Below are 23,720 nucleotides of genomic sequence, written 5' to 3'. Positions count from 1 at the left end.
TCACATCTTTTCTGGCTTGTCAAGAACTTTTTTCATTTTCTTGAAAATTTCTTTTTTCAAGATTTTCAGAAGTTCCTGAGAGCACCGCTCTCGCCGACAGCTATGTTAGAATACCACAGTGTTTTCTCTTTGTCAACAAGTTTTTTACAATTTTTCCAAATTTCTTTTTTCATCTATTTTATCCGTTCCTCTTTTTGCCTGTATATCTATATTTTCTGCTTTTTCCCAGATGTTATCTTAACAATAGACAGCACGCCCTGCGAACTGTCTATTGTCATGAACCAATTAACTCCGGCGGCAGATAGTCAGCCTCCGGAGCCATTCCTTTTAACATTATTCCTTACAATTCAGATACACTGTCAGCCTGCTGCAGATTTTTTGCTTTTTTATATAATAATGGAAAGGTTCTTTTATCTATATTTCTTAGAACGCAATATAACAGGATACCCACGAATCCAATACTTGTGATTATTTTCCATACTGTGACCATGGATTGAGTTTCCAGCAGATTTCCGATATACCATTGGGAATAATAGGAAGCAGCACCTATAAAGATATTTGCCACTGAAGAAATCCGTCCCCTGTGTGAGGCAGGTACCCTCCTGGTCATGTAGGGATAAGTGCCCAGTGTACTTAAAATCTCTCCTATGGTAAAAATAGTCATGGATACATAATACATAGGAATAAGCCCCTGTATAAAAACATACATGGACAGTCCCAGCGTCACTAGGGACGTACCGGCAATCAGCTTAGCTGTATCAGGAAGATTCTTTGTATATTTTGTCAGCAGCGGTGTTCCAATGATCACCACCAGACCGTTAAGGCTGGTGAGAAATCCAAAGTAAACAGCTCCTCGTGCATCATATAGTTCTTCCAGATTTAAAGGGATCAAAAAATTAAACTGTGCATAAATAAAGTTATAAATAGCCCAGGCAAGGAAAAACAGGAGAATAATTTTCTGATTCCATAATATTGACCATGTAGAGTTTTTTCCTTTTGCTTCTTCATATACAGAACTCTTGTTGGATTTATCCGGGGTAATGTCCTTGATAAAAAGGAAAATCAAAATCGTAGAAGAAAGGGTTGTTAAACCATCTATTACAAAAGCTAAATTCAAATGATTTTCAAAAAGCATTCCACCAATAGTCGGTGCCAGTATAAGCCCAAGATTCAGTCCGAGATAAATCAGGCTGTAAGCCCGCTCCCTGTCTTTTGAAGAACTCAGATCTGCTACCAGAGCATCATAGGAAGGGTTTTCCACTGTCTGAAACAGACTTGCTGTAAAAAACAAGAAAATCTGATGCATGGAAACAGGAAAGCAGGCAGCTAAAAGATAGCAGACTACTGTTACCAGATCACAGCAGATAATAAGGTTTCTTTTATTACAGTGGTCCGCCAGTTTTCCTCCTATAAGATTTACGGGAAACTGTATCACGCCCAGGCTGATAGTTATTGCAGCAATCTCTTTTGCCTCCAGTCCCAGCTTATTGCTTAGGATCAGTGTCAGCATAGGCCATATCATAGCCCCCATATTCGTAGCTGCCTTTCCCCAGAATAATACATACAGTTCTCTGCGAAGTCCGGCATATTGGCTGAACATTCCCTTAATGCCTTGTTTTACTGTCTTTATTGCTCTCATTTTTTTCCTTCTTTTCAGTATCTCTCTTCCGTCAGTTTTCTATTTTATATTCAAATATATTCCATAGCTTCTTTAATATTGGACGCCCCAATCAGGCGTATCCGGTATTTCCCCTGGATGCTGTCTAAATTTGCCTTTGGCATCAAACAGGCTGTAAAGCCCAGCTTTTCTGCTTCCCGGACTCTCTGTTCAGCCATACTTACGCCCCGGATTTCTCCGGACAATCCTACTTCTCCGAAAATCAGCAGGCCCTCGTCCACTACTTTATTTTTATAGCTGGATGCAATGGCCATGACAACTCCCAGATCTATGGCAGGCTCTCCCAGTCTCATTCCTCCTGCCAGATTCACATAGGCATCCCAGTCCCCCAGATGCAGCCCTGCTCTTTTCTCCAGAACAGCCATCAGAAGATTGACCCTGTTGTAATCGATTCCCACAGATGTCCTTCTCGGCAGCCCAAAATTTGTTTTAGTAACCAATGCCTGTATTTCAATGAGGATGGGACGGGTGCCTTCTATTGAGCAGACTACTACAGAACCTGAGGCATCTGTAGGCCTGCCATTGAGCATTGCCTGGGAAGGGTTTTTCACCTCAACCAGACCTTTATCCTGCATTTCAAAAACGCCGATTTCGTTAGTAGAGCCAAAACGATTTTTTACACTGCGCAGGATCCGGTAGGCTACCTGCCGGTCTCCTTCAAAATACAGCACCGTATCTACCATATGTTCTAATACTCTGGGACCTGCCACACTTCCGTCTTTTGTTACATGACCTACGATAAATACAGAAATTCCCAGTCCTTTGGCAATCTGCATAAGGATTCCTGTAGATTCCCGTACCTGAGATACGCTGCCCGGTGCCGATGAAACCTGCTCATTATACATGGTCTGTATAGAATCGATCACCACCGCCTCAGGCTTCACTTTTTCAATGGTATTGCGGATGGTCTCCAGATTTGTCTCGCACAGCAGGAGAAGCTGGTCGTTAAATTTCCCTATCCGTTCTGCCCGCAGTTTAATCTGCCGCAGAGATTCTTCCCCTGAAATATACAGCACCTTATGACCTTTGCCGGAAAGCTGCCGGCAGACCTGCAGGAGAAGGGTGGATTTGCCAATACCCGGATCTCCTCCTACAAGAACCATAGACCCCTGGACAATTCCTCCTCCTAAAACCCGGTCCAGTTCTTCAATTTCTGTTTTTATCCTGTCGTCTTCCCTGGCCTGAATCTTTGTCAGTGCCACTGGCTCGTTTTTAGCGCCTGCACTTCCCTGGCCCTGAGAAGGAAGAGCCTTATTTCCTGTTGTTACAATCTCTTCTACAAAAGTATTCCACTGTCTGCATCCTGGACACTGCCCCATCCATTTGGGAGATTCATAGCCGCAGTTCTGACAGAAGAAAACTGTCTTCTTTCCTTTTGCCATACACAAAATCCTTTCCATTTCTGTGGTTGCCCGGCAGATACCCGTCTATACAGACATCATCGCTTTCTGTCAGGCTTATCATACGAATAAGAGGATGCCGCACGATTTACCCAAAAGTAAATTCTGTGCCACATCCTCTTTTATACTTAATGTACCGACATGTTCACATTCCGACTGATTAATACCAATCGTTCAAACCTGTCTTACAGTTTCTGAATATTCACAGATACCTGCTCTGCCTGTTCCAGTTCCACACTGAAAGATAATTTTCCTCCCAGATTTGTCTTCATCTCGCCGGCTTCTACTCCATCGATAATTACTTTATAGGAAGTATCTTCTTCCAGTTCCACAGTAATCTGCGCATCCTTTGGTCCTTCTACTACAAAACTCATGCCGTTTTCTTCAGCATCCAGATCCAGCACTGTAGTTCCTGGAACAGATTCGTAAACAAACATTCCGTTCCGCTCCAGCTTTGTGATCTCATTATATGTTTTAACTTTGTACATGTCGCCGTCAAATTCAAAATCAGACAGCTTAGATTTTACGGTTAATTCATAATTGCCAAAACTGATCTTTCCGTTGTCTTCTGTACGAATTAATTCTTTTACTACTGACATTTCCATGTCCTCCCCTAATGTCTTTGGTTTCTGTCTCCGCAGTCTGCGGAATTTTCTTTTACTTACAAAAATCTTACCATAAAATCTGATTTTTTGCCAGCAAATCTTTATTTTTCTCTCTGTACAGTAAATCTGATTTTTTCTTTGTTAAGGCCCACAGACACCTTATCTCCGGCATGTATCCTGCCTTCCAGAATTTCCTCTGCCATGGCATCTTCAATCTTGTTCTGGATTGCTCTCTTTAAAGGTCTGGCTCCATACTTAGGTTCAAAGCCTTCTTTAGCGATCAGTTCCTTCACCCCGTCTGAAACTTTTACCTCTATATTCATCTGATTTTTGCAGCGCTTGATAAAATCTTTCAGAAGAAGTCCCACGATTTTCTTAATCTCTTCTTTGGACAGCATATGGAAAACAATAATATCGTCAATACGATTTAAAAATTCCGGTTTAAAGAGACGGCGCACTTCTTCCATTACACTGTCTTTCATTTTTCTGTAGTCTGCATCTTTGTCCTCTGTGCTGCCAAATCCCAGCCGTTTCGGCTCTACAATAGACTGGGCTCCTGCGTTAGAGGTCATGATGATGATGGTTTCTTTAAAGTCGATTTTCCGTCCCTGAGCATCGGTAATATGTCCGTCGTCCAGGACCTGAAGAAGTATGTTAAATACATCGGGATGGGCCTTTTCAATCTCATCGAAAAGAAGGACACTGTAGGGATTTCTCCTTACCTTTTCGCTGAGCTGACCTCCTTCTTCATATCCTACATATCCCGGAGGAGAACCGATCAGCTTCGAAACACTGTGCTTCTCCATATATTCAGACATATCCACCCGAATCATGGCATCTTCACTTCCGAAAACAGCCTCTGCCAGAGCCTTGGAAAGCTCCGTTTTACCTACACCGGTAGGCCCCAGAAGAAGGAAAGAACCAATGGGGCGTTTGGGGTCTTTTAACCCTACCCGTCCTCTCTTGATGGCCTTTGACACAGCATTAACTGCCTCATCCTGTCCTACTACCCTTTTGTGAAGAAGGCTCTCCAGCTTTGCCAGCCGTTTCGATTCTCCCTCTGTCAGCTTCTTCACAGGTATTTTGGTCCATTCTGCCGTAACCTGGGCAATATGCTCTTCTGTAACCGTCAGTTTTTTATTCCTGCACTGTTTCTCAAAGCGCTTTCTTGCTTTTTCAATAGCCGCTTCTGCCTTTTTCTGCTCTTCCTGAAGTTCACTTGCTCTCTGAAAGTCCTGGGCCATAACAGCCGCTTCCTTCTCTTCATAAAGAGTATGAAGGCGCATTTCCTCTGCCGCAAGACCTTCGGGAGTTTTATAACCGGCAAGCTGGACTTTGGAGCAGGCTTCATCTAAAAGGTCCAGGGCTTTATCCGGAAGGAATCTGTCGTTGATATACCGGATTCCCATTGCTACAGCCGCTTTTACAGCACTCTCCTCAATCTTGACCCCATGATGTTCCTCATAGTATGGCACCAGGCCTTTCAGAATTTCTTCTGCTTCTTCCCTGGAAGGTTCTTCTACCATAACCGGCTGGAATCTTCTCTCCAGGGCAGGATCCTTTTCAATATATTTTCTGTATTCTTCAATAGTAGTGGCGCCAATCAGCTGAATCTCTCCTCTGGAAAGAGAAGGCTTCAGGATATTAGAGGCGTCCAGAGCTCCTTCTGCGCCGCCTGCACCAATGAGGGTATGGAGTTCATCCAAAAACAGAAGTATATTCCTGTCACTCATCACTTCCTGGACAACTCTTTTAATACGTTCCTCAAATTCTCCGCGGTACTTAGAACCTGCTACCATGGCCGACAGGTCCAGGACCACGATCCTCTTATCCGCCATGTTCTCCGGAACCAGACCGTAGACAATCCTCTGGGCCAGTCCTTCGGTAATCGCTGTCTTTCCTACTCCCGGTTCACCAATAAGACAGGGATTGTTCTTTGTTCTTCTGCTCAATATCTGGATAATACGGTTAATTTCTTTCTCTCTTCCAACCACTGGGTCCAGTTTTCCCTGAACAGCCGCCTCTGTAAGATCCCGGCTGAACTGGTCCAGCATGGGAGTGGTGCTTTTTCCCTGGCTCCTCTGGCCGCCATTCTGGAAATCCTCTCTGGATATAGCCCCCTCTTTCCCCATGGCTTTCATGATCCCCGTATATAACTGCTGGATATTCACGCCCATAGTATGAAGCAGTCTGGTTCCCACACAGTCGTATTCTTTCAGCATGGCAATCAAAATATGCTCTGTTCCTGTTTCTTTATCCCCCAGTCTCTCAGCCTCTGCCCGGGCTCTTTCCAGGACCTGCTTTGTTCTGGGAGTATATCCCTGGGGCTCTTCAAGCATTGTTGCCTGGGAAGGCGCCACCAGTTCATCAATCAGCTGGAACAGCTTTTCCCCGGTCACGCCTGCCTCTGTAAGCATCAGGCCTGCTGTTCCTTCCTCTACTGCCAGAAGGCCGGCCAGAAGATGTTCTGTTCCGATATAATTATGGCTGTATTGTTTTGCAATTTTTTCCGCCTGTTTCAGGGCCTTTTTGGCCCAAACTGAATACTGCTCTCTCATCAATGTCTCCTGTTCTACTTATATTCGTCAAAAATCTCGTCAATCAAAGCATGGACTTCTTCCCTTGAAACATTCCTGCAGCACCCTCTGGCAAGAACTACTGCAAGCTGACGTTTCATCTCCTCCAGGGCCCTTATCTTATCAGCATCAATGGCAATTACCGCCCCTTTTCTCCGGTCTATGGTCAGAAAGCCTTCCTGCTTTAATACAGAATAAGCCTTATTTACCGTATGCATATTAATGCCAATGGTATCCGCAAGCTGACGCACAGAGGGAAGAGTTTCCCCCACTTTCAGCTGGTCCGTGGCGATTCCCATAATGATCTGATTACAAAGCTGTATGTAAATCGCTTCGTCACTGCTAAAATCAATTTCAATAATCACAATGCTCCCTGCTTTCTTTTGTTTTGTTATACATAGGATAGCACAACTGAATAATTGTTGCAAGACAAAAGTCAGACTCAGGATAGTTTCCATCTACCTGAAGTCTGACTTTTTATAAACTTCTAAATTTTTCTAATTATTCAGCTATGATACTCAGAGTAAAAACTGGCGTAATTATGCCTCATCAATGGCCTTGCCAATGTCATGACGCATATATTTATTTTCGAACTGAATCCATTCTGTAGCTGCATAGGCGTTTTTCCTTGCCTCTTTTAAGTCTGCGCCCTTGGCGGTCACTCCCAGGACACGGCCTCCGTTTGTAACGATTTTTCCATCCTTTAAAGCCGTACCTGCATGGAATACATAGTATCCCTCTTTGCCCTCAAAGTTCTCCAGACCTTCAATGGGGAATCCTTTTTCGTAGGATACCGGATATCCGTCAGAAGCCAGAACTACACATACTGCTGCGTTGTCTTCAAACTCCAGATTGATCTGGTCCAGTGTCCCGTCGATGCAGGCCTGGCAGACTTCTACCATATCATTTTTCATTCTGGGGATGACTACCTGAGCCTCCGGATCGCCGAATCTGGCATTATATTCCAGGACCTTTGGCCCCTTTTCCGTAAGCATCAGACCGAAGAAGATAATCCCCTTAAACTCTCTTCCTTCTGCCGCCATGGCGTCTACTGTAGGCTGATAAATATTCTTCTGGCAGAATTCATCAATTTCTTTGGTATAGAAGGGGCTTGGAGAAAAAGTTCCCATGCCGCCGGTGTTCAGACCCTGATCTCCGTCTTTGGCTCTCTTGTGGTCCTGAGCGGAAGTCATGGTTTTGATGGTCTTTCCGTCTACAAAGGAAAGAACAGATACTTCTCTTCCTGTCATAAATTCTTCAATAACCAGAGTATTTCCTGCTGAACCGAATTTCTTGTCCAGCATAATGGTCTTAACTCCTTCTTCTGCCTCTTCCAGAGTGTTGCAGATCAGCACTCCTTTTCCCAGAGCCAGTCCGTCAGCTTTCAGCACAATAGGGAATTCTGCCTTTTCCTTCAGGTAGGCAATGGCCTCTTCCGGATTATCGAAGTTTTCATAGGCTGCTGTAGGAATATTATATTTTTTCATCAGATCTTTGGAAAAAGCTTTGGATCCTTCCAGGATAGCTGCATTTTTCCTTGGTCCGAATACCCGGAGTCCTTCTTTTTCAAAGACGTCCACCACGCCTCCTACCAGAGGATCATCCATTCCCACAATAGTAAGGTCAATCTCCCTTTCTTTGGCAAAGGCCGCCAGTTTGTCAAATTCCATAGCGCCGATGGGTACACACTCTGCTACCTGTCCGATTCCGCCGTTGCCGGGAGCACAGTAAATCTTCTCCACCTGAGGATTCTGAGCCACCTTCCAGGCAATGGCATGTTCTCTTCCGCCGCTTCCGATAATCAATACTTTCATTGGTTTTTTCCCCTTTCTCTTATTCGCTGATCTTTACCAGTCCATCTATTACCTGTACCTTATGATTTGCAATCAAATTAATTGCTTCAGGCATAATCTGCCATTCAGCTTCTTCCATTACTCTTCTCTGAAGAATCTCAGGAGTATCGTCCTGACGGACCTCTACCGCTTTCTGAAGAATGATAGGCCCTGTATCTGTGCCTTCATCTACAAAATGCACCGTGGCCCCTGTTACTTTCACCCCACGTTTCAGTACTCCTTCATGGACTTTCAGCCCATAATAGCCTGTTCCGCAGAAAGATGGGATCAAAGCCGGATGGATATTGATGATCTTATTTGGATAAGCCTTTACCATAATCTCCGGAATCACCACCAGACAGCCCGCCAGGACAACCAGGTCCACTCCATAGGACTGGATAGTTTCCAGAAGCTTTTGGTTAAACTCTTCTCTTGTTTCAAAATTTTTCGGTGATACACAGAGAGACTCAATGCCATGTTGCTTTGCCCGCTCCAGAGCATAGGCTTTGGCATTATTGCTGATTACCACAGAAATCTCTGCATTGGTAATCTTTCCACTGTCGATAGCGTCTATAATAGCCTGAAGATTTGTGCCTCCTCCGGAGACCAAAACTGCCATTTTCAACATATTCTGCCTTCCTTTCAGACAGGAAAAGGGCTGCTGCAGAAATCCCTATTTTCTTTTTCTGCTGCAACCCTGTCCTTTCTTTTATACTAATTTTACGTCTTTTTCTCCCTCTTCGATCTTTCCGATCACATAAGGAGTTTCTCCTGCTGCCTTAATAGCCTCCATGGTCTTCTCTGCATCTGCCGGATCCACAGCCACGACCATACCGATACCCATGTTAAAGGTATTGTACATCATATGTTCCTCGATATCTCCTTTTTCTGCCATCAGGCCAAAAATCGGAGGTACCGGATAACTGTCTTTTTCAATCACTGCGCAGACTCCGTCCTTTAACATTCTTGGAACGTTTTCGTAGAATCCGCCGCCGGTAATATGGCTGCAGGCCTTTACTCTCACTCCGGCTTCTTTCACAGCTTTCAAAGCTTTCACATAAATCTTGGTAGGTGCCAGAAGAGTTTCTCCCAGTGTCTTGCCTAACTGGTCATAATAGGTGTTCAAAGACTCTGTAGTCATCTCAAATACCTTCCGGACCAGAGAAAACCCGTTGCTGTGTACTCCTGAGGAAGCCATACCAATAAGCACATCTCCCGCTTTCAGATCTTTTCCGTCAATGAGATCTTTTCTCTCTACCACGCCAACGGCAAAACCTGCCAGGTCATACTCTTCCTCTGGCATAAGTCCCGGATGCTCTGCTGTTTCTCCTCCAATCAGGGCAGCTCCGGACTGGAGACATCCTTCAGCTACACCTTTTACGATCTGAGCGATCTTTTCCGGATAATTCTTACCGCATGCAATATAGTCCAGGAAGAATAATGGCTCTCCTCCTGCACATGCAATATCATTTACACACATAGCTACGGCATCAATTCCGATAGTATCATGCTTGTCCATCAGATAAGCCAGTTTTACCTTGGTCCCGCAGCCGTCTGTTCCTGAAAGGAGTACCGGATCTTCCATCTCCTTGATCTTCTTCAGAGAGAAAGCGCCGGAAAAGCCGCCTAAGCCTCCCAGAACTTCTTCCCGCATAGTTTTCTTTACGTGTTCCTTCATCAGTTCCACTGATTCATAGCCGGCTTCAATATCCACACCTGCGTTCTTATAATCCATTTTCTTTCCTCCATAATAGTAAGCTCTGTCTTCGCCTTCGGCTGGCCAATCCTTAAGTGTCTTGGAAGCTCCGCCTTCGGCTCGCCAATCCTTAAGTGCTTACTTATAATTTTTGTATCCTACTTCCTGTAATTTTTTGTCTTTGGCTACTACCTGGTCTTTCAGTTCTTCTTTGTAGTCTTTTAATTTCTGCAGAAGTTCTGGGTCGGAAGTGGCTAAAATCTTGGCTGCCAGAATTGCTGCGTTTGCTCCGCCGTTAATGGCTACTGTAGCAACGGGGATACCGCTTGGCATCTGTACGATAGAATACAGAGAGTCCCTTCCGCCTAAAGATGTAGTGTGCATTGGGATACCGATTACCGGCATCGGGAAAATCGCTGCACACATTCCCGGAAGATGTGCGGCCATGCCTGCTCCTGCAATGATTACTTTAAAGCCCTTTTCTTCTGCTGATTTTGCATACTCAAAAAATACATCCGGCTCTCTGTGGGCAGAGATGATGGTCATCTCATAATCAATTCCGAATTTTTCCAGCATATCTGCCGCTTTGCTCATAACAGGCATATCAGAGTCACTGCCCATAACAATTCCAACTTTTGCCATGATAATTCTCCTTTGTTATTTAATTTGGATTTAACTTTTACAGCACAATTTTACCTATAGTTACAAATCTTGTCAAGAAGCGAAAGCTTCATTCAGAGGCTCTGTACCCGGCAGCACGAATCTTCCGTCACGGATAATATAAATTTCACTGCCCTCCAGTGCTTCCACACAGATAGAATCCAGCTCATCATAAGGAATGGTGATATCCGTATGGCAGCCAAAGTAAGCCTTGCTGACATCCTGTTTTCTCTGGATAGAGACCTCATTGTCCCTGGCAATAATCTCCCTGCCGTCAGGATTATACACAGGCGTATCTTCGCTCCAGCTGTAGCAGGTATCTCCCACAGCAAAATGAGGCCCCATCTTTTCTGCGATCAGGATTGGCAGAAGATGGCCGATCTGATATTTCTGTGCCATAACATAAGCTGTGGTGTTTGTCCCGATAGCAAATTCTCCCAGAGGAAGCGTATCGTGGTGATAAAGAATATTCTCTTTGATAAAGTTCTGGTTTTCCTCTTCATTCTGGAAATTTCCACAAGTATACTCTACAATTTTTCCATCCTGGAAACGAATCTTCAGATCCTGATATTCCAGACCATTTAAAAATACTTTAGAGACAAAGAGCACGCCTTCCGTTTCCCTAAGCACTGGTGAGGTAAAGACTTCTCCTACAGGGATATTTACATCTGCCACGCAGTTCTCGAAATTTGTCTGTTTTTCCGGGTTATCCAGATGATGAAGATGGACTCGTAAATCTGTCTGATTTCCGCCTTTTCCTTTAATCTTTACATACTCCCCTTTATCCAGGGCTTCAATAATGTTCTGCTGGATCTTTTCATACAGCTTATTATCCAGAGTATTGATTTTCACTGTCTCCCGGAAAATTTCCTTGAAGTTTTCTCCGATCTCTTTTACAGGATAAGCAATGATGGTAAAGCTTCTCTCTTCTCCTTTAATATACCGGTTCACGATCTGTCCCGCCTCATTGTCATAGCTTACCTGAAGCTTCTGCTGATGGGCTGACAGTGCACAGGCTTCTTTTTTCGCAACCGGTGCAAAAGGCGTTTCTCCAAAGGTTTCAATACAGGCAGGTCCTCCATGAGTATTGGCCAGTTCCTTTACCTGCTCGTAAGCCACCTGAAGAACTCTCAGTTTTCGCTGGACAAACTCATGATCCAGATAAAGGGCAGCGTCATCTTTGTGGTCATAATCAAACTGCTGGTTTGGTATGGCTCCGTAGTACCCAATCCGATGGGCCTGCTTTTTATTCACACTGTGGACAGCACTTCTGTAGATTACAGGAGCCAGTCCCATTTCCCGGAATTGTTCAATGGCCGCCTTGACCATTCTCTCAAATCCAAGCTGAAAGCGGATATTAACCGTCTTTTTCTTAGTAATATCTTTTCTTCCCTGGATAAAGCCAATACGATATCCTTCTGTATAAGTCCTTGCCATAGCCTGGATTTCTTTCTCAGTAAGGGTATTGAGAAAAGCCGCCATGGCCCGTTCATTTTCTGTAACGTATTCTCCATATTTATACAGATATCTTAAATCTGTCAAATCGCTTTCACAGATGATCCTCACTGCAAAATCCAGAGAGGGATCCACCCCTTCCCGAACACGGTGTCCTGCCATTTCATCACTGTAATCGCTGACATACCAGTAAATGGCGTCTTTCACATCTTTCGAAGAGACCTCCGGGTCTTCAAAAAGATTATAGATCTGAACAAACAGCTCCATTGCCACCGTCATGTCAAAAAGTCTGTCCTCATAAGCGAAGACAATCATCCCTCTTACCTCTGTGTAGAGGAAACTGAGAAGCTGTCCGAAATCCCTGCCCAGGATTTTCTGCGCATAGGTCGGATTTCCATAAGATTCTTCATAATGTTCCGGAAGGATATCTTCGTACATCTTATGATTGTTTTCCTTCAGCTCTTCCATAGAGGCTTTCTCCAGCCAGCCTTCCCGAATCTTGTCATGTATCTGACAGATCTCCAGGATAAAATCACCTGTCTTTCTGAAAAAATCTCTATATGGTTCTTTTACTAGTTCTTCTTTCTGAATCTCACTGATCCTTTCCCTCATCAGGGAAAAACGTTCCTGCATTAATTCATCATTCATCTCTCAAATTACCACTTTCTACATTTTTATCTAAAATTTGGTTAATATATTCCATCATCACTTGGGATCCTTCTCCAGTCCGTCTGTTTCTCTGGAGTACCTGGGACTTTTTCACCTCATGTTCTCTCCAGGCCAGTCCGTCTGTAGCATCGTTGAGCATTAAAGGCTGGACGTTGTCGCACACATGAGCAAATTTTGCCTCAGGAGTCTCATAGGCCTCAAACTCCTCCCAGAGCCGGCGAAGTCTCTCTGCCTGATCTTCTGGAAGAATATTAAAGATCCTGTCCGCAGCCTTTACTTCTCTCTCCCTCTTGGACTGATTGCCAACAGCATCATAAGCATAAGTATCTCCTGCGTCAATCTCTACAATATCATGGATCAGTACCATGGTGATCACTTTCACCAGGTCAATTTCCTCATTGGAATATTCAGACAAGAGCACGGCCATAAGGGCCAGATGCCAGGAATGTTCTCCATCGTTTTCTTTTCGTTTTCCATCAGACAGATAGGTCTGCCTGTTGATAAATTTCAGTTTATCTACTTCCAGCAAAAATTCCATCTGCTTTTTCAGACGTTCTTCTATGTTCCCCATCTTCATTCCTCCTTAAGAAAGCCCTACCAAAAATAAAGCCAGCCAGATTACCATGATCACTCCGTTTGTCATAGCACCGATTTTACTGAATCTCTGATTTTTGTGTTTTTCAGAAAAACTTCTCAGGCCCATGACAAAACCATATATAGAAATCCCCAGAGCTGTCAGGCCCATAGCGCCCAGATATATGCCTCCGTTTCCGTGATAAGCCAGAGAGCACAGAGAAGCCACACAGAAAATCCCTAAGGAAATTCCTGCACAGACAGCCGAAACTACTCCCTTAGTTGCATGGTTTTTGTTTTCAAAAGAATATTTATATCGTTTTCCCGCCATTATTTCCGTCCTCTTTTCTTATCATATATGCTATGACATACCGCAAAGATCAGATATCCTGCCGCAGTCCCCAGGGTATTCATTATCAGATCATCCACGTCAAAGCTCCCCAGTTTTGTCATAAGCTGGGTCACTTCCACACACAGGCTCAGTGTAAATCCAGAGAAAGTGATGAAGAAAAATCCTCTTGCATTTCTGCTGATCAGAGGAAGGATCATACCAAAGGGCATAAATCCCACAACATTTCCCAGAAGATTGGCTGCAACAGCCAGGAAACCCAGCTGCTCTCTGTAAGTCCAGAATCTCCGGATCTCTGTAAAAAGCACCAGGTTATAGTGATATTCCCTCTCTGCAAAAGCCATCTGGCCGTATCTGTCTGCAAAAAAGAGGAAATATATCAGCACAAGAATATACAGCACAAACAAAACTGCTCCTGCTGTCTTTATTTTCTTCTTTGTCTCTCTATTCAATTTTCTGACCTCTTTTATCTATATTTAAAGCCCGCCCTCCCGGCGGGTCCTGTTTTCAGCGTAAAGCAGGCCGCCCCACAGGCAGAGCCTTCTAAAGCCTCTGTCATCACGGGGCAGCCCGGAATATTAAAATGTAATTTCTGATTTTCTCTTCAGCAGCTTAATGCCATTTATCAACACCAAAATTCCAGCAGAAATGCCGCTTACCAGTACAATGATTCCTAAAGCGATATTTCCCGCTCCGCAGCGGGTCATGGTCTTATAAACTTTTTCATTCATAACTTAACACTTCCCTAAATAATATCTCTTACCTTTTTGCTCCGTACTGTTCATAATATGCGTCAATAGCGCTTTTCAGCTTGTCGTCTATAATTACTTTTCCCTTGTATTCCTTGTTGTATAAATGTTCTACAACCTCTTCCATAGTAACGATGGCGTTGGTTTCAAATCCGTAAAGATCCTTTACTTCCTCAAGAGCGCATTTTTCTCCGCCTTTTCCCACTTCCATACGGTCCAGAGATACCATCAGGCCTACGATTTCCACATCAGCGGCGCCTCTTACCTTTGGAACGGTTTCCTCCATAGATTTTCCGGAAGTGGTCACATCTTCGATCATAACTACTCTGTCACCGTCCTGGAGCTTGCTTCCAAGGAAACTTCCCTTATCTGCGCCATGGTCCTTTTCTTCCTTTCTGTCAGAGCAGTAGCGGATTTCTTTTCCGTATAACTCACTATAGGCAATAGCTGTCACTACGCTGATGGGGATTCCTTTATAGGCCGGCCCGAAAAGTACGTCAAAATCGTCTCCATACTTGTCATGAATAGCCTTTGCGTAGTATTCCCCCAGGCGTTTTAACTGAGAGCCTGTGACATAAGCTCCTGCATTCATAAAGAAAGGAGACTTTCTGCCGCTCTTTAAGGTAAACTCTCCGAATTTCAGCACATTGCAGTCCACCATAAATTCAATAAACTCCTGCTTATACTGTTCCATATCTGCGTCCTCCTGTATCTTAAAACTTTTCAGTTTCATTCTTTCTTTGGTAAATTCCTTTTCATTCTAACATAAGTGCCAGGTATTTTCAATTAAGGAATGGGCGCTGCGGCCTTGTTTTCTTTCCACAGCCGTTTGGCAATATCAGAAAAATCGATTTCCAGACTTCCATCATAAATCCCCACCGGTACATAGTCCTGGAAGGTATACATAGTAATCTCCGGCGCGTCTTTTCCTTCAAACCAATAGCATACAATTTTCTTTCTCTTTGTATCTATAATCCAATATTCCCTCACTCCTGCATTCATGTATTTCTGCACTTTAATTCCGTAGTCTCTCTTTCGGCTGGAGTCTGAAACTACTTCAATGCAGAAGTCCGGTGCGCCATAAATCCCTTTCCGGGTAATTCTGTCCTCCTGACATACCAAAACAATATCGGGCTGGACCATAGTTTTATCGTCACAATCCAACTGAACATCCAAAGGTGAGGAAAGAATGCGGCATAGTCCGCCTTTTTTCCGAATGTATAATTTAAACTCAAAAATCAGCTCTGCCACAAGCTCCTGGTGTGTAAAATCCGGTGCCTCCAAAAAAACCAGTGTTCCGTCAATCAATTCTGCCCGCATATCTTCCGGCAGTTTCCGATAATCTCTAATGGTATATTCCCCTTGCTTTTTCGTAAAGTACTCTGTTTTTTCCTGAATAAAATCATCTGTACAGTCACCGGCAGAACCACACTCTTCCAATTTCTTACCATAATCTGGAAAAAGAATTTTTTCAAGGGCCTGCAGAGTATCATATCGAGGTGCTTTGGTCTCCCCTCGCAAAATTTTGTTGATTGTCCCTACCGGAACTCCCGACAGCTTGGAAAGCTGCTCTGTGGTAATCCCCATTTTCTTTTTCTGTTCATTCAGCTTTTCATAAAGCATGTACTCCCCTCCTTTGCAGTAAAACACAAATATAGGTTTAAATTTCATTCTTTTATATCTGTATTATATAACCGTTTTTAATCATTTTCAACTATTTTATCCTTTTACGGTTAATTCCATTTTTCCTTCATCGTTGTTAATAGTAGACATTCTGTATAATAAAAACAGCAAGTCAGAAATATACACCAACTGGCTGTTTTTAATCCCTTCGTTTGTAAATTCTTTTACTGTATCTGCGGGTAATTTTCATAGTTTATAATATTTTTCGGAAAAAGAGAGCCTTTATAAAGAAAACTAACGGATAACCTGCTCTATTTCCCTTTTTCTATTTTCACATGCCATGCTTACTTCCTGGTACAGACTGTTCCGGGCAAATATCTGAGAACACATTCCAACGTTATTCTTACCAGCCGCTGAACCAGTCGGAAATAATAGCAGAGATTTTATCTTTATATTTCTCCTGCAGAAAGCTCAGAATCAATCCTGTTATACCAATAAACAGCAGTGCTAAAGCAATAATCAAGATACCAAAAATCGGCCACTCTGTAATATAGTCATTGGCATTTGTATACCAGCTGCTCCAGGTATTGGCTTCCGATTGCTGATAGATACTGGCAAAAAGCGGGAGCAGACAGCACAAAACAGCACCAACACCTGACATAATTCCAAAAATTATTAATTTTGCTCTTTTATCAAATGTAGTTTTCTGATTTTTTGTATCCTCTCCCTTAAGAATATAATCTGCTGTCACCCCATAAAATTCACACAAAGCTTTAAGATTATCTAAATCCGGATAACTCTGTCCGGTATCACATAGTTAAAGATATTGGTATCATTCAATCAATTTTGCCGATAAAGCGGTAGAAGATTTCTACCTCCTGTTCCCGGCTTCCATCCTCACCTTTGACCGCTTCATGGACAACGATTTTTTCAATCAGCGTATTCAAAAGTTCGGCGGTCAGTTCTGTTGGATTGACGCACTCTTTCATCAAGGCAATCCATTTTTCTGCGTCTGCGGCGTTCTGGCTTTCAGTGGCGATAGCGGATTGAAGCCGCTCAATCTTTTCGTCCAGTTCAGCCTGTTCGCTTTGGTACTTCCCGGACAGCATAGAGAAGTTGTATTCCGTGATACGCCCCGCCGCCCAGTCCTCATACATCCGGGCAAACAGGGTATCGACTTCGGCTTTCCGCTTCTCCGCTTTGTTCAACTCTGCGGCTTGCTTCTTTCTTGCGGCGACCTGTCCCTTGTCATTGGCGTTTAACAGCCGCTTCAAGAGCCGTTCTTCATCATGCTGTACCAGCCCCGACCAGTATTGCAGACGGGAAAGGACATAGGCGTAAAGCACATCATAGCGGATATAGTGCATGGAGCATTGGCGTGTGCCCTGTCCGTACTTGCTACAATGATAATGGCCGTAAGGCTTGCTGTTCTGCCTGTTCTCCCCATAGGACAGCAACCAGCCGCAATCCGCACATTTTACCAATCCGGAAAAAATCTGTGTTGTACCGTCCTTGCATTTTCTGCGGCGGTTTGCTATCTGCTCCTGTACCTGCCGGAAAACCTGTTCGCTGATAATCGGCTCCTGCGTGTTCTCCACCCGCACCCATTCACTTTGGGACTTGCGTACCCTCCGTTTGTTCTTAAAGGAAATGTTCGTTTCCCGGTAGTGGATGGTATGGCCGATATAGGTTTCATCTTTCATAATGCTCTTGACCTGGGCTATCGTCCATGCGTAGCTTTTTTCCTCCGGCGCACCCGCATAGATGTTTGCGAAAGTCCCGTCACGCTGGAAGTTGATAAATCCCGGAGTGGGAACCTTTTCCGCAATCAGTATGCTTGTGATACTGGCCGCCCCTCTGCCATGAAAGGCAAGGTCAAAAATCTTCTCCACTATCCAGCGGGTTTCCTCGTCGATTATCAGCTTGTTTTTGATTTCCGGGTGTTTCCTGTACCCGATGGGGGCATAGGCGCCGATACGCTGTCCTGTGGCAAACTTCGCTTTGAAAGCGGCCTTTACCTTGCGGCTCGTATCTTTCGCAAACCATTCATTAGAAATGTTCGCTTTAAGTATGGAAAACAAAATACCGCAGTATAGCGGCGAGCCATGCTTTAAGACAAGAAAAGGCGGTATGTGCCCCGTGGAAGGGTAGCGTACCACTTTTTCTTGTGGGGGTTTCCAAAGGGGGCAACGCCCCCATTTGGCACACGACTTTGCGAAGCAAAGTGTAGTGTGTTATACGCTCTGTCGGCGTTGCCGTGAAAATACCGTTGCCGCCGGGGAGGGCAAGGGCATTAGAAGCGGCAGGAAAACAGGGCTGTGCTTGCGTGGCGTGGAGCCGTAAGCGCAGCCCTGTTTTCAACAGCAGACTGGGCGTACATGAAAGCCCCCATCTTTCGTCCTATGCTCCGACTTGTGGACAAAGTGTCCCAAAGTTGTGGCCACACTCCCGGAAAAGTAGCAGGACAGCGGGCAACTGTCAAGGCTGAAATGAACGGGTTTACACCCGGCCTTGACCGCCGCCCGCAGCCCCGCTGAATGGGTGGACAAGGCAGCCAATCCCTCAAAGTGCTTGGCCGCTCTCTTTCTGATTTTGGAGCGTTTCTTTTCTAAAAATTGAAATGGGCGGGAAGCCATTTTAGGGCTTTCCCGCCTTGATTACCCTTTAGCAAAGACGGGCGGAACTGTCAACGGCGGCGCATTTTATATGCGCCGTTCATCTTGAACGTTGACTGGCTCGGCTGTCTTTGCTATTTTTTACTATATCTAAAATCGCAATACTGTGCGCCCTCAGCTATGGTTTGTGTGCGTTTAAGCGTTATTCCCATCATATCTGCCATAACAAAATCTAATTGACATAAATACTTTGCAAGTTCAGGACAATTTTCATCTGCGCAAAGTTTGCATACTCCACACTGATAATAATTATATCCCAGTTCAAATTCATCTGTTTTTTCTAAAATATCTACAACCCAATCGTTTTCATATCTTCTGAGGTGTGATTGTACTTCCCACTTTTTCCTTTTTTGCATTTTGCGAGGGTTTAGGTATGAATTTGCATTACCCATAGCAATATGAAAGAGTTTATTTGCATAAAGTCCATTTTTTAGAATTTCATAATTTTCTTCTGGTGTAAATATATTTGCATTATTCAATGCGATAAAATATGCTGCCATACAATATGCACTCAAAAGTCGCGAATGTCCTATATCTTTTGCCCGATGAATAATAGAAATATATTCTTTTTTGATTTTCTTCGTATTTACATTTTTACTACTATACATTCTTTCGATTTCACGTTTACAAGAATTATGGTAAAACCAACCGTATAATCTTTCACTAAGCCCGTATGACATAGCTTTATCTCCTTAATTTTCGTAGTTATTTAGTATTTAAAAATTAGCTACAGCTAACTTTGGTATAACATTTCTTTATCTTTTTTACAAACTACGCAGAGCCAGCCTTTTTTATTTTTGTGTATTTTTATGTCTGTAAAACCAGCGCCCTTTAAAGATTTTTTAACTTGTTCAGAATTGTATATTTTCATTCCTTGTATCATTTTAGTCCACTTTTCTTCTTTGGGATTTTCTCCATTTGACTCGTTACAAATCATAAAAGTTCCAGTATTTTTTAAAACTCTATATACCTGCTTAAAAGCGCCACTAATATCAGGCCAAAAATATATTGTTTCAAATGCAGTAATCACATCAAAAGTTTCATTTTCAAATGGAAGTTCCATTACATTACCTTGTAAGATTTTGCAACGTTTATTTGATATTTCTGCTTTGTTGATTTTTTGAGATTTTTCCACGCTGATTTCTGAGTAATCAATACCCGTCACTTTGCCGTGAGGACTTTTTTCTAACAGTTTTTTTACATTGGCACCACCACACCCAATATCCAGACATATATTATTCTCGGCAATTTCTATATGTGTAAAGCCCCATTCGGCCATAGATGAATGTCCTGAATTCATCATATTAACCATAATTTTCCCGCCAATCCCTTTTGGCTTGCAAGTATTTTGAAAAAAAGACATACACAATGCTCCTTTCGGTGTTAGTTGTAGCTAATTTAGATTATATCTCACTTCCTTTTTGGCGGCAATATGAAAATTTCATTTTCGGTTTCTGCACTTTTTATGCTTACTTTCTTGTCTGCTCCATCATCTTCTTCGCCAGCTTTTGAAACAGGTCTGCGGCTTCCTCGTCCATCGGCGCAAGCTGTCCGATCTGTCCGACAACCATCGCCGTTACATCGTCAATGGAAAGTGGTGTTTGCTTCTGCTCCGCCAATGCGTCCCGCATGGTCTGGAACATGGCGGCGGTCACAGCTTCCCCCGGCTGTTCTCCGTTGTCTATGTCTTTCTTAATATCCCGCAGGATAGCAAGGAACACGCTCTTGATTTTCTCAATCTCCGCTTCATGCTCCCCCATCTTCTGGGCGTTCAAAACCTGTAAATCCTGTCTTGCTTCTGCCCGGTGTTCCGGGTGTTCTTTCATCAGGTCGGACAGGGAAGCCGTTGCCATCTCGATAAGCTGGTTTCGTGCTGTTATCCCCTTTGCCGCCGTGTCCTGAAAATAAATCCGTATCAAATCTATCAGCTTTGGAAAATTCCTGTGTTCCAACAGGCGGTTGAGGATTTGCACATCAACAGCACCCGTCACAAGCCCCCTCACGGATCCCTCTGACAAGCCTAATTCAGAAATATCGTAGCTTTTACGGACGCTCACGGTAGACAAGCCCAGTATGTAGTCTGTCGATACCTTAAATTCCTTTGCCACACCTATGAGAATATCACTGCTTACCGTTCTTGTTTCGCCGCTGACAATGCGGCTCAACTGGGAAGCGGAAACGCCTATCTTCTCCGCAAGTTCCTTTTGTGTGATGTGGTTCCCGTTGCATAAATCGGAAATTCGTTGTCCGGGTGTTCCGGGTAAAGCCATAAACACGCACCTCCTCCGCATACTTCCATTATACAGAATGATTGCAAAAATGCAATTTCCAAAGTGTAAACTTCATCAAAATGCAATTCTCGCAAAATTCCGGGGATTGCATTTTTTTCGTGTAGACTTAGGGTAGTTCATCGATGGACAGCACCTTGAAAACAGAATGACCGTCCGAAAAGGAATACCCCGGCTGGGGAAGCACCGCAAGGAGCCGGACTTCGGGACAAGATGTCCCGAAGCTGCGGGGAGCGTGCCAACGCCGGAACACGCCGCAGGAATGGGGCAGGAAGCCTTTTCGGAGAGAACGGCAACGGAAAACAAATGGAGGGACGCATGAAAGAAAATCCATATAAACGCCTGCCGCCGTTGGAGCGCAAGCCGGACGGCACGCCCTACCGCATGACACCAGCGCAAAGGAAACAGGCCAACGCCCTGATACGGCGGGAGTGCTGTAACTGTGAGGACAGTAACTGCATTGTCCTTGACGATGGGGACACCTGCACCTGTCCGCAGATGGTTTCTTTCTCGGTCTGCTGTAAATGGTTTCGGTGGGCGGTCTTGCCGCTTGCCGGGACACTGGAAGCGGAGATTTACCGAGGCAGGGACTTGAAACGCTGCGCAGTCTGCGGCGGCGTATTCGTCCCCAAATCCAACCGGGGGAAATACTGCCCGGACTGCGCCGCCAGAGTTCACAGACGGCAGAAAACAGAAAGTGAACGGAAAAGGAGGTCTGCTGTGGACAGTTAGACAGGAAAAAAGCCTTGATTTACAAGGCTTCGCAAGCCCCAAACCGGGGCAGACGGTATAAAGTATCGCCCGCCCCGGGAAACGGGCTTCTAACCGTCCACAAAATACGATATGACAAGCACGATTTATATTCATCAGCCGGAAAAGGCGTTCAGCTTCACCCGGCTCCCGAATTTCCTCTTTGAAGCACCTACATTCCAGCCCTTGTCCAACGAAGCAAAGCTATTGTATGCCTTTATCCTGCGGCGGGCGGAGTTGTCCCGGAAAAACGGGTGGGCGGACGAGTACGGACGCATTTACCTGTACTATCCCATCTGTGAGGTGGTGGGCTTGCTCCACTGTGGGCGGCAGAAAGCCGTCAACACTCTGCGGGAGTTACAGTATGCGGAGTTGATTGAGATTAAGAAGCAGGGCTGTGGAAAACCCAACTGTATTTACCCAAAATCCTATGAAGCGGTTTCAAACACCGACTTCAAGAAATCCGGTTTTGGAACGCCGGAGGGCTGAAAACCGTACCCATGAAGTACGGAAACCGCCCTCTTGAAGTACGAAAATCGGACGGTATATAGAAATACAAAGATTAAAAATATTTTATTTATATCTATTCCATTCCAATCCTATCAGAGATAGTTTCGGCGGGATTTTCCCTGTGGAAAATTGTTTCCACCTATGTAGACGATGGTGTGAGCGGAACAACCTTTGACCGTCCGGGACTGAATGAAATGATTTCGGACGCACGCAAAGGGAAAATCAATTTAATTGTAGTCAAAGATTTAAGCCGCTTCGGGCGTGATTACATTGAAACGGGCAAATACATTGATGTCATTTTCCCCTCTCTGGGGTGCCGCTTCATTGCCCTGAATGATGGTGTGGACACCATTCACAAGGACAATGAGATGATTATGATTTTTAAAAATGTAATGAACGATTTTTACGCCCGTGACACCAGCAGCAAGATAAAATCCGTCCGGCAGTCCACCTGCAAGACGGGGAAATATATCGGCTGCTACGCCCCTTACGGCTACCTCAAAGACCCGCAGGACACCCACCGTTTCATCATTGACGAACCCGCCGCCGCTGTTGTGAGGAAGATTTTCTCGTTTCGCTGCAAGGGTCTGGGCTTTCGCAAGATTGCCCAGACCCTCAACGAAGCGGGGATTCTCCCGCCGAGGGAATACTACTATCAGGCGCTCGGCAAGGCCAATCCCCACCGCCAGAATAAAATGTGGAACGATGTGACAATACGCAAGCTGCTCCGCAATGAGGTCTATATCGGCCACATGGTACAAAACAAGCGGGGCCATGTTTCCTACAAAAACCATAAGCAGGTGGATAAGCCCAAAGAGGAATGGATTAAAGTAGAGAACACCCACCCGCCCATTATCGACATGGAAACATGGGAACTGGCACAGGAGATTGACAAAATGCACAGCCACCCTCGTTATAACTCGCTGAATGAAATCAGTCTATTCGGCGGTCTGCTCTACTGTATGGACTGCGGCTTTGCACTCCGGCACAATACGGAACGGCACAAACGGAAAAACGGCTCTGTGGCGTTTTATGAGTCCTATATGTGCGGCAACTACTCCCGAAGCGGGCATACCGCCTGCTCCACCCACAGAATTTATCTAAAGCCCCTTGTGGAAGTGGTGCTGGACGATATACGGACAAAAGCGGAGATTGCGGATTGCAGTGAAACGGAAATGGTGCGGCGCATGACGGAATACCGGCAGAGCCAGAGTGCGGAGGAAACAGCCGCTACGAAGAAAACCATCAAGGCGGTACGCAAGCGGCTGGCGGAACTGGAACGGCTGGTGCAAAGCACTTATGAGGATAAGGTCAAGGGGGTGATACCCGAAGTGGTCTGCATTGAACTGCTGAACAAGTACCAGACGGAACGGACAGAAAAAGCCGCCCAGCTTGAAGAACTGGAACGGCGGATAGAGGACAGCCAGATGGTACAGAATGATGTGCAGGAATGGGTCAGCCTTATCCGCCAGTACCGCAATCTGGAAAGCCTTGACCGTGAAACGCTTCTCCGGCTGATTGACAAAATCGAGATAGGCGAACAGCGGATTGTGGACGGACTGAAAGAACGGGAGATACGGATTTATTATAAATTCGTGGGCTATATTGGATAACAAGGGCTTCCATTCTTAA

Annotated in this window: 23 protein-coding genes and 1 pseudogene; 3 read left to right on the top strand and 21 right to left on the bottom strand. The window is 44.6% G+C overall.

Features of this window, described 5'->3' with window-relative positions; all coding sequences use genetic code 11:
• Positions 1–340: 340 nt before the first annotated feature.
• From B5G33_RS10085 to B5G33_RS09980, 21 genes and pseudogenes are all read right to left on the bottom strand, one after another.
• On the bottom strand, positions 341–1,639 hold the full coding sequence (locus tag B5G33_RS10085; protein ID WP_242971380.1) for an MFS transporter: 1,299 nt from the start codon (positions 1,637–1,639) through the stop codon (positions 341–343).
• 50 nt (positions 1,640–1,689) lie between these two features.
• Positions 1,690–3,060 carry a DNA repair protein RadA gene (radA, locus tag B5G33_RS10080; RefSeq protein WP_087274194.1) on the bottom strand — a complete coding sequence of 457 codons (1,371 nt, stop codon included), beginning with the start codon at positions 3,058–3,060 and terminating at the stop codon, positions 1,690–1,692.
• Positions 3,061–3,263: 203 nt separating this feature from the next.
• Positions 3,264–3,677: an endosialidase gene (locus B5G33_RS10075; RefSeq protein ID WP_087274196.1), complete on the bottom strand. Its 414-nt coding sequence runs from the start codon at positions 3,675–3,677 to the stop codon at positions 3,264–3,266.
• A 107-nt stretch (positions 3,678–3,784) separates the two neighbouring features.
• Positions 3,785–6,241 carry an ATP-dependent Clp protease ATP-binding subunit gene (locus tag B5G33_RS10070; RefSeq protein WP_087417543.1) on the bottom strand — a complete coding sequence of 819 codons (2,457 nt, stop codon included), beginning with the start codon at positions 6,239–6,241 and terminating at the stop codon, positions 3,785–3,787.
• 14 nt (positions 6,242–6,255) lie between these two features.
• A complete protein-coding gene (locus B5G33_RS10065; protein WP_087417542.1) occupies positions 6,256–6,624 on the bottom strand; it encodes a GntR family transcriptional regulator in 369 nt (122 codons plus the stop codon).
• Positions 6,625–6,798: 174 nt separating this feature from the next.
• A complete protein-coding gene (purD, locus tag B5G33_RS10060; protein WP_087274204.1) occupies positions 6,799–8,073 on the bottom strand; it encodes a phosphoribosylamine--glycine ligase in 1,275 nt (424 codons plus the stop codon).
• A gap of 19 nt (positions 8,074–8,092) precedes the next feature.
• Entirely contained in the window at positions 8,093–8,719 is a 627-nt protein-coding gene (purN, locus tag B5G33_RS10055) for a phosphoribosylglycinamide formyltransferase (RefSeq protein WP_087274206.1), read from the bottom strand.
• Between the two features lie 81 nt (positions 8,720–8,800).
• On the bottom strand, positions 8,801–9,826 hold the full coding sequence (purM, locus tag B5G33_RS10050) for a phosphoribosylformylglycinamidine cyclo-ligase (RefSeq protein ID WP_087274208.1): 1,026 nt from the start codon (positions 9,824–9,826) through the stop codon (positions 8,801–8,803).
• 99 nt (positions 9,827–9,925) lie between these two features.
• Positions 9,926–10,429 (bottom strand): 5-(carboxyamino)imidazole ribonucleotide mutase, encoded by a 504-nt coding sequence (purE, locus tag B5G33_RS10045; protein WP_087274210.1) that lies wholly within the window; start codon positions 10,427–10,429, stop codon positions 9,926–9,928.
• A 72-nt stretch (positions 10,430–10,501) separates the two neighbouring features.
• Positions 10,502–12,550, bottom strand: coding sequence for an aminopeptidase (locus tag B5G33_RS10040; protein WP_087417541.1), 2,049 nt, complete (start codon positions 12,548–12,550; stop codon positions 10,502–10,504).
• Positions 12,543–13,142: an HD domain-containing protein gene (locus B5G33_RS10035; RefSeq protein ID WP_242974640.1), complete on the bottom strand. Its 600-nt coding sequence runs from the start codon at positions 13,140–13,142 to the stop codon at positions 12,543–12,545. Before B5G33_RS10035 ends, B5G33_RS10040 begins: the two co-directional genes overlap by 8 nt.
• Positions 13,143–13,154: 12 nt before the next feature.
• Positions 13,155–13,475: a DUF6142 family protein gene (locus tag B5G33_RS10030; protein WP_087274214.1), complete on the bottom strand. Its 321-nt coding sequence runs from the start codon at positions 13,473–13,475 to the stop codon at positions 13,155–13,157.
• On the bottom strand, positions 13,475–13,945 hold the full coding sequence (locus tag B5G33_RS10025; protein ID WP_087274216.1) for a VanZ family protein: 471 nt from the start codon (positions 13,943–13,945) through the stop codon (positions 13,475–13,477). The genes B5G33_RS10030 and B5G33_RS10025 overlap by 1 nt, the downstream gene beginning before the upstream one ends.
• 126 nt (positions 13,946–14,071) lie before the next feature.
• Positions 14,072–14,224 (bottom strand): hypothetical protein, encoded by a 153-nt coding sequence (locus tag B5G33_RS21670; RefSeq protein WP_164496701.1) that lies wholly within the window; start codon positions 14,222–14,224, stop codon positions 14,072–14,074.
• Between the two features lie 28 nt (positions 14,225–14,252).
• Positions 14,253–14,936: an orotate phosphoribosyltransferase gene (gene pyrE / locus B5G33_RS10020; RefSeq protein WP_087274218.1), complete on the bottom strand. Its 684-nt coding sequence runs from the start codon at positions 14,934–14,936 to the stop codon at positions 14,253–14,255.
• A 92-nt stretch (positions 14,937–15,028) separates the two neighbouring features.
• Positions 15,029–15,865, bottom strand: coding sequence for a Uma2 family endonuclease (locus tag B5G33_RS10015; RefSeq protein WP_087417540.1), 837 nt, complete (start codon positions 15,863–15,865; stop codon positions 15,029–15,031).
• A 403-nt stretch (positions 15,866–16,268) separates the two neighbouring features.
• The gene (locus B5G33_RS10010) at positions 16,269–16,526 is read right to left on the bottom strand and encodes a hypothetical protein (RefSeq protein WP_143276514.1); all 258 of its coding nucleotides are present in this window, start codon (positions 16,524–16,526) and stop codon (positions 16,269–16,271) included.
• A gap of 175 nt (positions 16,527–16,701) precedes the next feature.
• A pseudogene (locus tag B5G33_RS10005) lies at positions 16,702–17,925 on the bottom strand (DUF4368 domain-containing protein); the annotation flags it as partial.
• Positions 17,926–18,614: 689 nt separating this feature from the next.
• Positions 18,615–19,220 (bottom strand): L-2-amino-thiazoline-4-carboxylic acid hydrolase, encoded by a 606-nt coding sequence (locus B5G33_RS09990; RefSeq protein WP_087417538.1) that lies wholly within the window; start codon positions 19,218–19,220, stop codon positions 18,615–18,617.
• Between the two features lie 53 nt (positions 19,221–19,273).
• Entirely contained in the window at positions 19,274–19,903 is a 630-nt protein-coding gene (locus B5G33_RS09985; protein ID WP_087417537.1) for a class I SAM-dependent methyltransferase, read from the bottom strand.
• Positions 19,904–20,009: 106 nt separating this feature from the next.
• A complete protein-coding gene (locus tag B5G33_RS09980; protein ID WP_087417536.1) occupies positions 20,010–20,810 on the bottom strand; it encodes a helix-turn-helix domain-containing protein in 801 nt (266 codons plus the stop codon).
• A 336-nt stretch (positions 20,811–21,146) separates the two neighbouring features.
• Here B5G33_RS09980 and B5G33_RS09970 point away from each other — a divergent pair, with 336 nt between their 5' ends.
• The 3 genes from B5G33_RS09970 to B5G33_RS09960 all read left to right on the top strand — a co-directional run bounded on the left by B5G33_RS09970 (position 21,147) and on the right by B5G33_RS09960 (position 23,701).
• Positions 21,147–21,560, top strand: a complete 414-nt coding sequence (locus B5G33_RS09970) for a cysteine-rich VLP domain-containing protein (RefSeq protein ID WP_087417535.1) — start codon at positions 21,147–21,149, stop codon at positions 21,558–21,560.
• Positions 21,561–21,671: 111 nt separating this feature from the next.
• On the top strand, positions 21,672–22,067 hold the full coding sequence (locus B5G33_RS09965; protein ID WP_087417534.1) for a replication initiator protein A: 396 nt from the start codon (positions 21,672–21,674) through the stop codon (positions 22,065–22,067).
• Between the two features lie 86 nt (positions 22,068–22,153).
• Positions 22,154–23,701: a recombinase family protein gene (locus tag B5G33_RS09960; RefSeq protein WP_330396675.1), complete on the top strand. Its 1,548-nt coding sequence runs from the start codon at positions 22,154–22,156 to the stop codon at positions 23,699–23,701.
• Positions 23,702–23,720: the final 19 nt, after the last annotated feature.

Source organism: Blautia sp. An81, from assembly GCF_002161285.1.
GTDB classification, from domain to species: domain Bacteria; phylum Bacillota; class Clostridia; order Lachnospirales; family Lachnospiraceae; genus Blautia; species Blautia ornithocaccae.
The sequence above is the reverse complement of the archived record's forward strand: the minus strand, read 5'-3'. Positions and strand labels throughout refer to the sequence as shown.

What these genes read in the sequence shown, in the direction of transcription:
- purD (WP_087274204.1), bottom strand. Translation starts at nt 8,073, where the DNA reads ATGAAAGTATTGATTATCGGAAGCGGCGGAAGAGAACATGCCATTGCC.
- B5G33_RS09965 (WP_087417534.1), top strand. Translation starts at nt 21,672, where the DNA reads ATGACAAGCACGATTTATATTCATCAGCCGGAAAAGGCGTTCAGCTTC.
- B5G33_RS10035 (WP_242974640.1), bottom strand. Translation starts at nt 13,142, where the DNA reads ATGGGGAACATAGAAGAACGTCTGAAAAAGCAGATGGAATTTTTGCTG.
- B5G33_RS10070 (WP_087417543.1), bottom strand. Translation starts at nt 6,241, where the DNA reads ATGAGAGAGCAGTATTCAGTTTGGGCCAAAAAGGCCCTGAAACAGGCG.
- purN (WP_087274206.1), bottom strand. Translation starts at nt 8,719, where the DNA reads ATGTTGAAAATGGCAGTTTTGGTCTCCGGAGGAGGCACAAATCTTCAG.
- B5G33_RS09980 (WP_087417536.1), bottom strand. Translation starts at nt 20,810, where the DNA reads ATGGCTTTACCCGGAACACCCGGACAACGAATTTCCGATTTATGCAAC.
- purE (WP_087274210.1), bottom strand. Translation starts at nt 10,429, where the DNA reads ATGGCAAAAGTTGGAATTGTTATGGGCAGTGACTCTGATATGCCTGTT.
- B5G33_RS21670 (WP_164496701.1), bottom strand. Translation starts at nt 14,224, where the DNA reads ATGAATGAAAAAGTTTATAAGACCATGACCCGCTGCGGAGCGGGAAAT.
- B5G33_RS10085 (WP_242971380.1), bottom strand. Translation starts at nt 1,639, where the DNA reads ATGAGAGCAATAAAGACAGTAAAACAAGGCATTAAGGGAATGTTCAGC.
- pyrE (WP_087274218.1), bottom strand. Translation starts at nt 14,936, where the DNA reads ATGGAACAGTATAAGCAGGAGTTTATTGAATTTATGGTGGACTGCAAT.
- B5G33_RS10030 (WP_087274214.1), bottom strand. Translation starts at nt 13,475, where the DNA reads ATGGCGGGAAAACGATATAAATATTCTTTTGAAAACAAAAACCATGCA.
- radA (WP_087274194.1), bottom strand. Translation starts at nt 3,060, where the DNA reads ATGGCAAAAGGAAAGAAGACAGTTTTCTTCTGTCAGAACTGCGGCTAT.
- B5G33_RS10010 (WP_143276514.1), bottom strand. Translation starts at nt 16,526, where the DNA reads ATGTCAGGTGTTGGTGCTGTTTTGTGCTGTCTGCTCCCGCTTTTTGCC.
- B5G33_RS10075 (WP_087274196.1), bottom strand. Translation starts at nt 3,677, where the DNA reads ATGTCAGTAGTAAAAGAATTAATTCGTACAGAAGACAACGGAAAGATC.
- B5G33_RS10015 (WP_087417540.1), bottom strand. Translation starts at nt 15,865, where the DNA reads ATGCTTTATGAAAAGCTGAATGAACAGAAAAAGAAAATGGGGATTACC.
- B5G33_RS09990 (WP_087417538.1), bottom strand. Translation starts at nt 19,220, where the DNA reads ATGTCATACGGGCTTAGTGAAAGATTATACGGTTGGTTTTACCATAAT.
- purM (WP_087274208.1), bottom strand. Translation starts at nt 9,826, where the DNA reads ATGGATTATAAGAACGCAGGTGTGGATATTGAAGCCGGCTATGAATCA.
- B5G33_RS09985 (WP_087417537.1), bottom strand. Translation starts at nt 19,903, where the DNA reads ATGTCTTTTTTTCAAAATACTTGCAAGCCAAAAGGGATTGGCGGGAAA.
- B5G33_RS09970 (WP_087417535.1), top strand. Translation starts at nt 21,147, where the DNA reads ATGAAAGAAAATCCATATAAACGCCTGCCGCCGTTGGAGCGCAAGCCG.
- B5G33_RS10040 (WP_087417541.1), bottom strand. Translation starts at nt 12,550, where the DNA reads ATGAATGATGAATTAATGCAGGAACGTTTTTCCCTGATGAGGGAAAGG.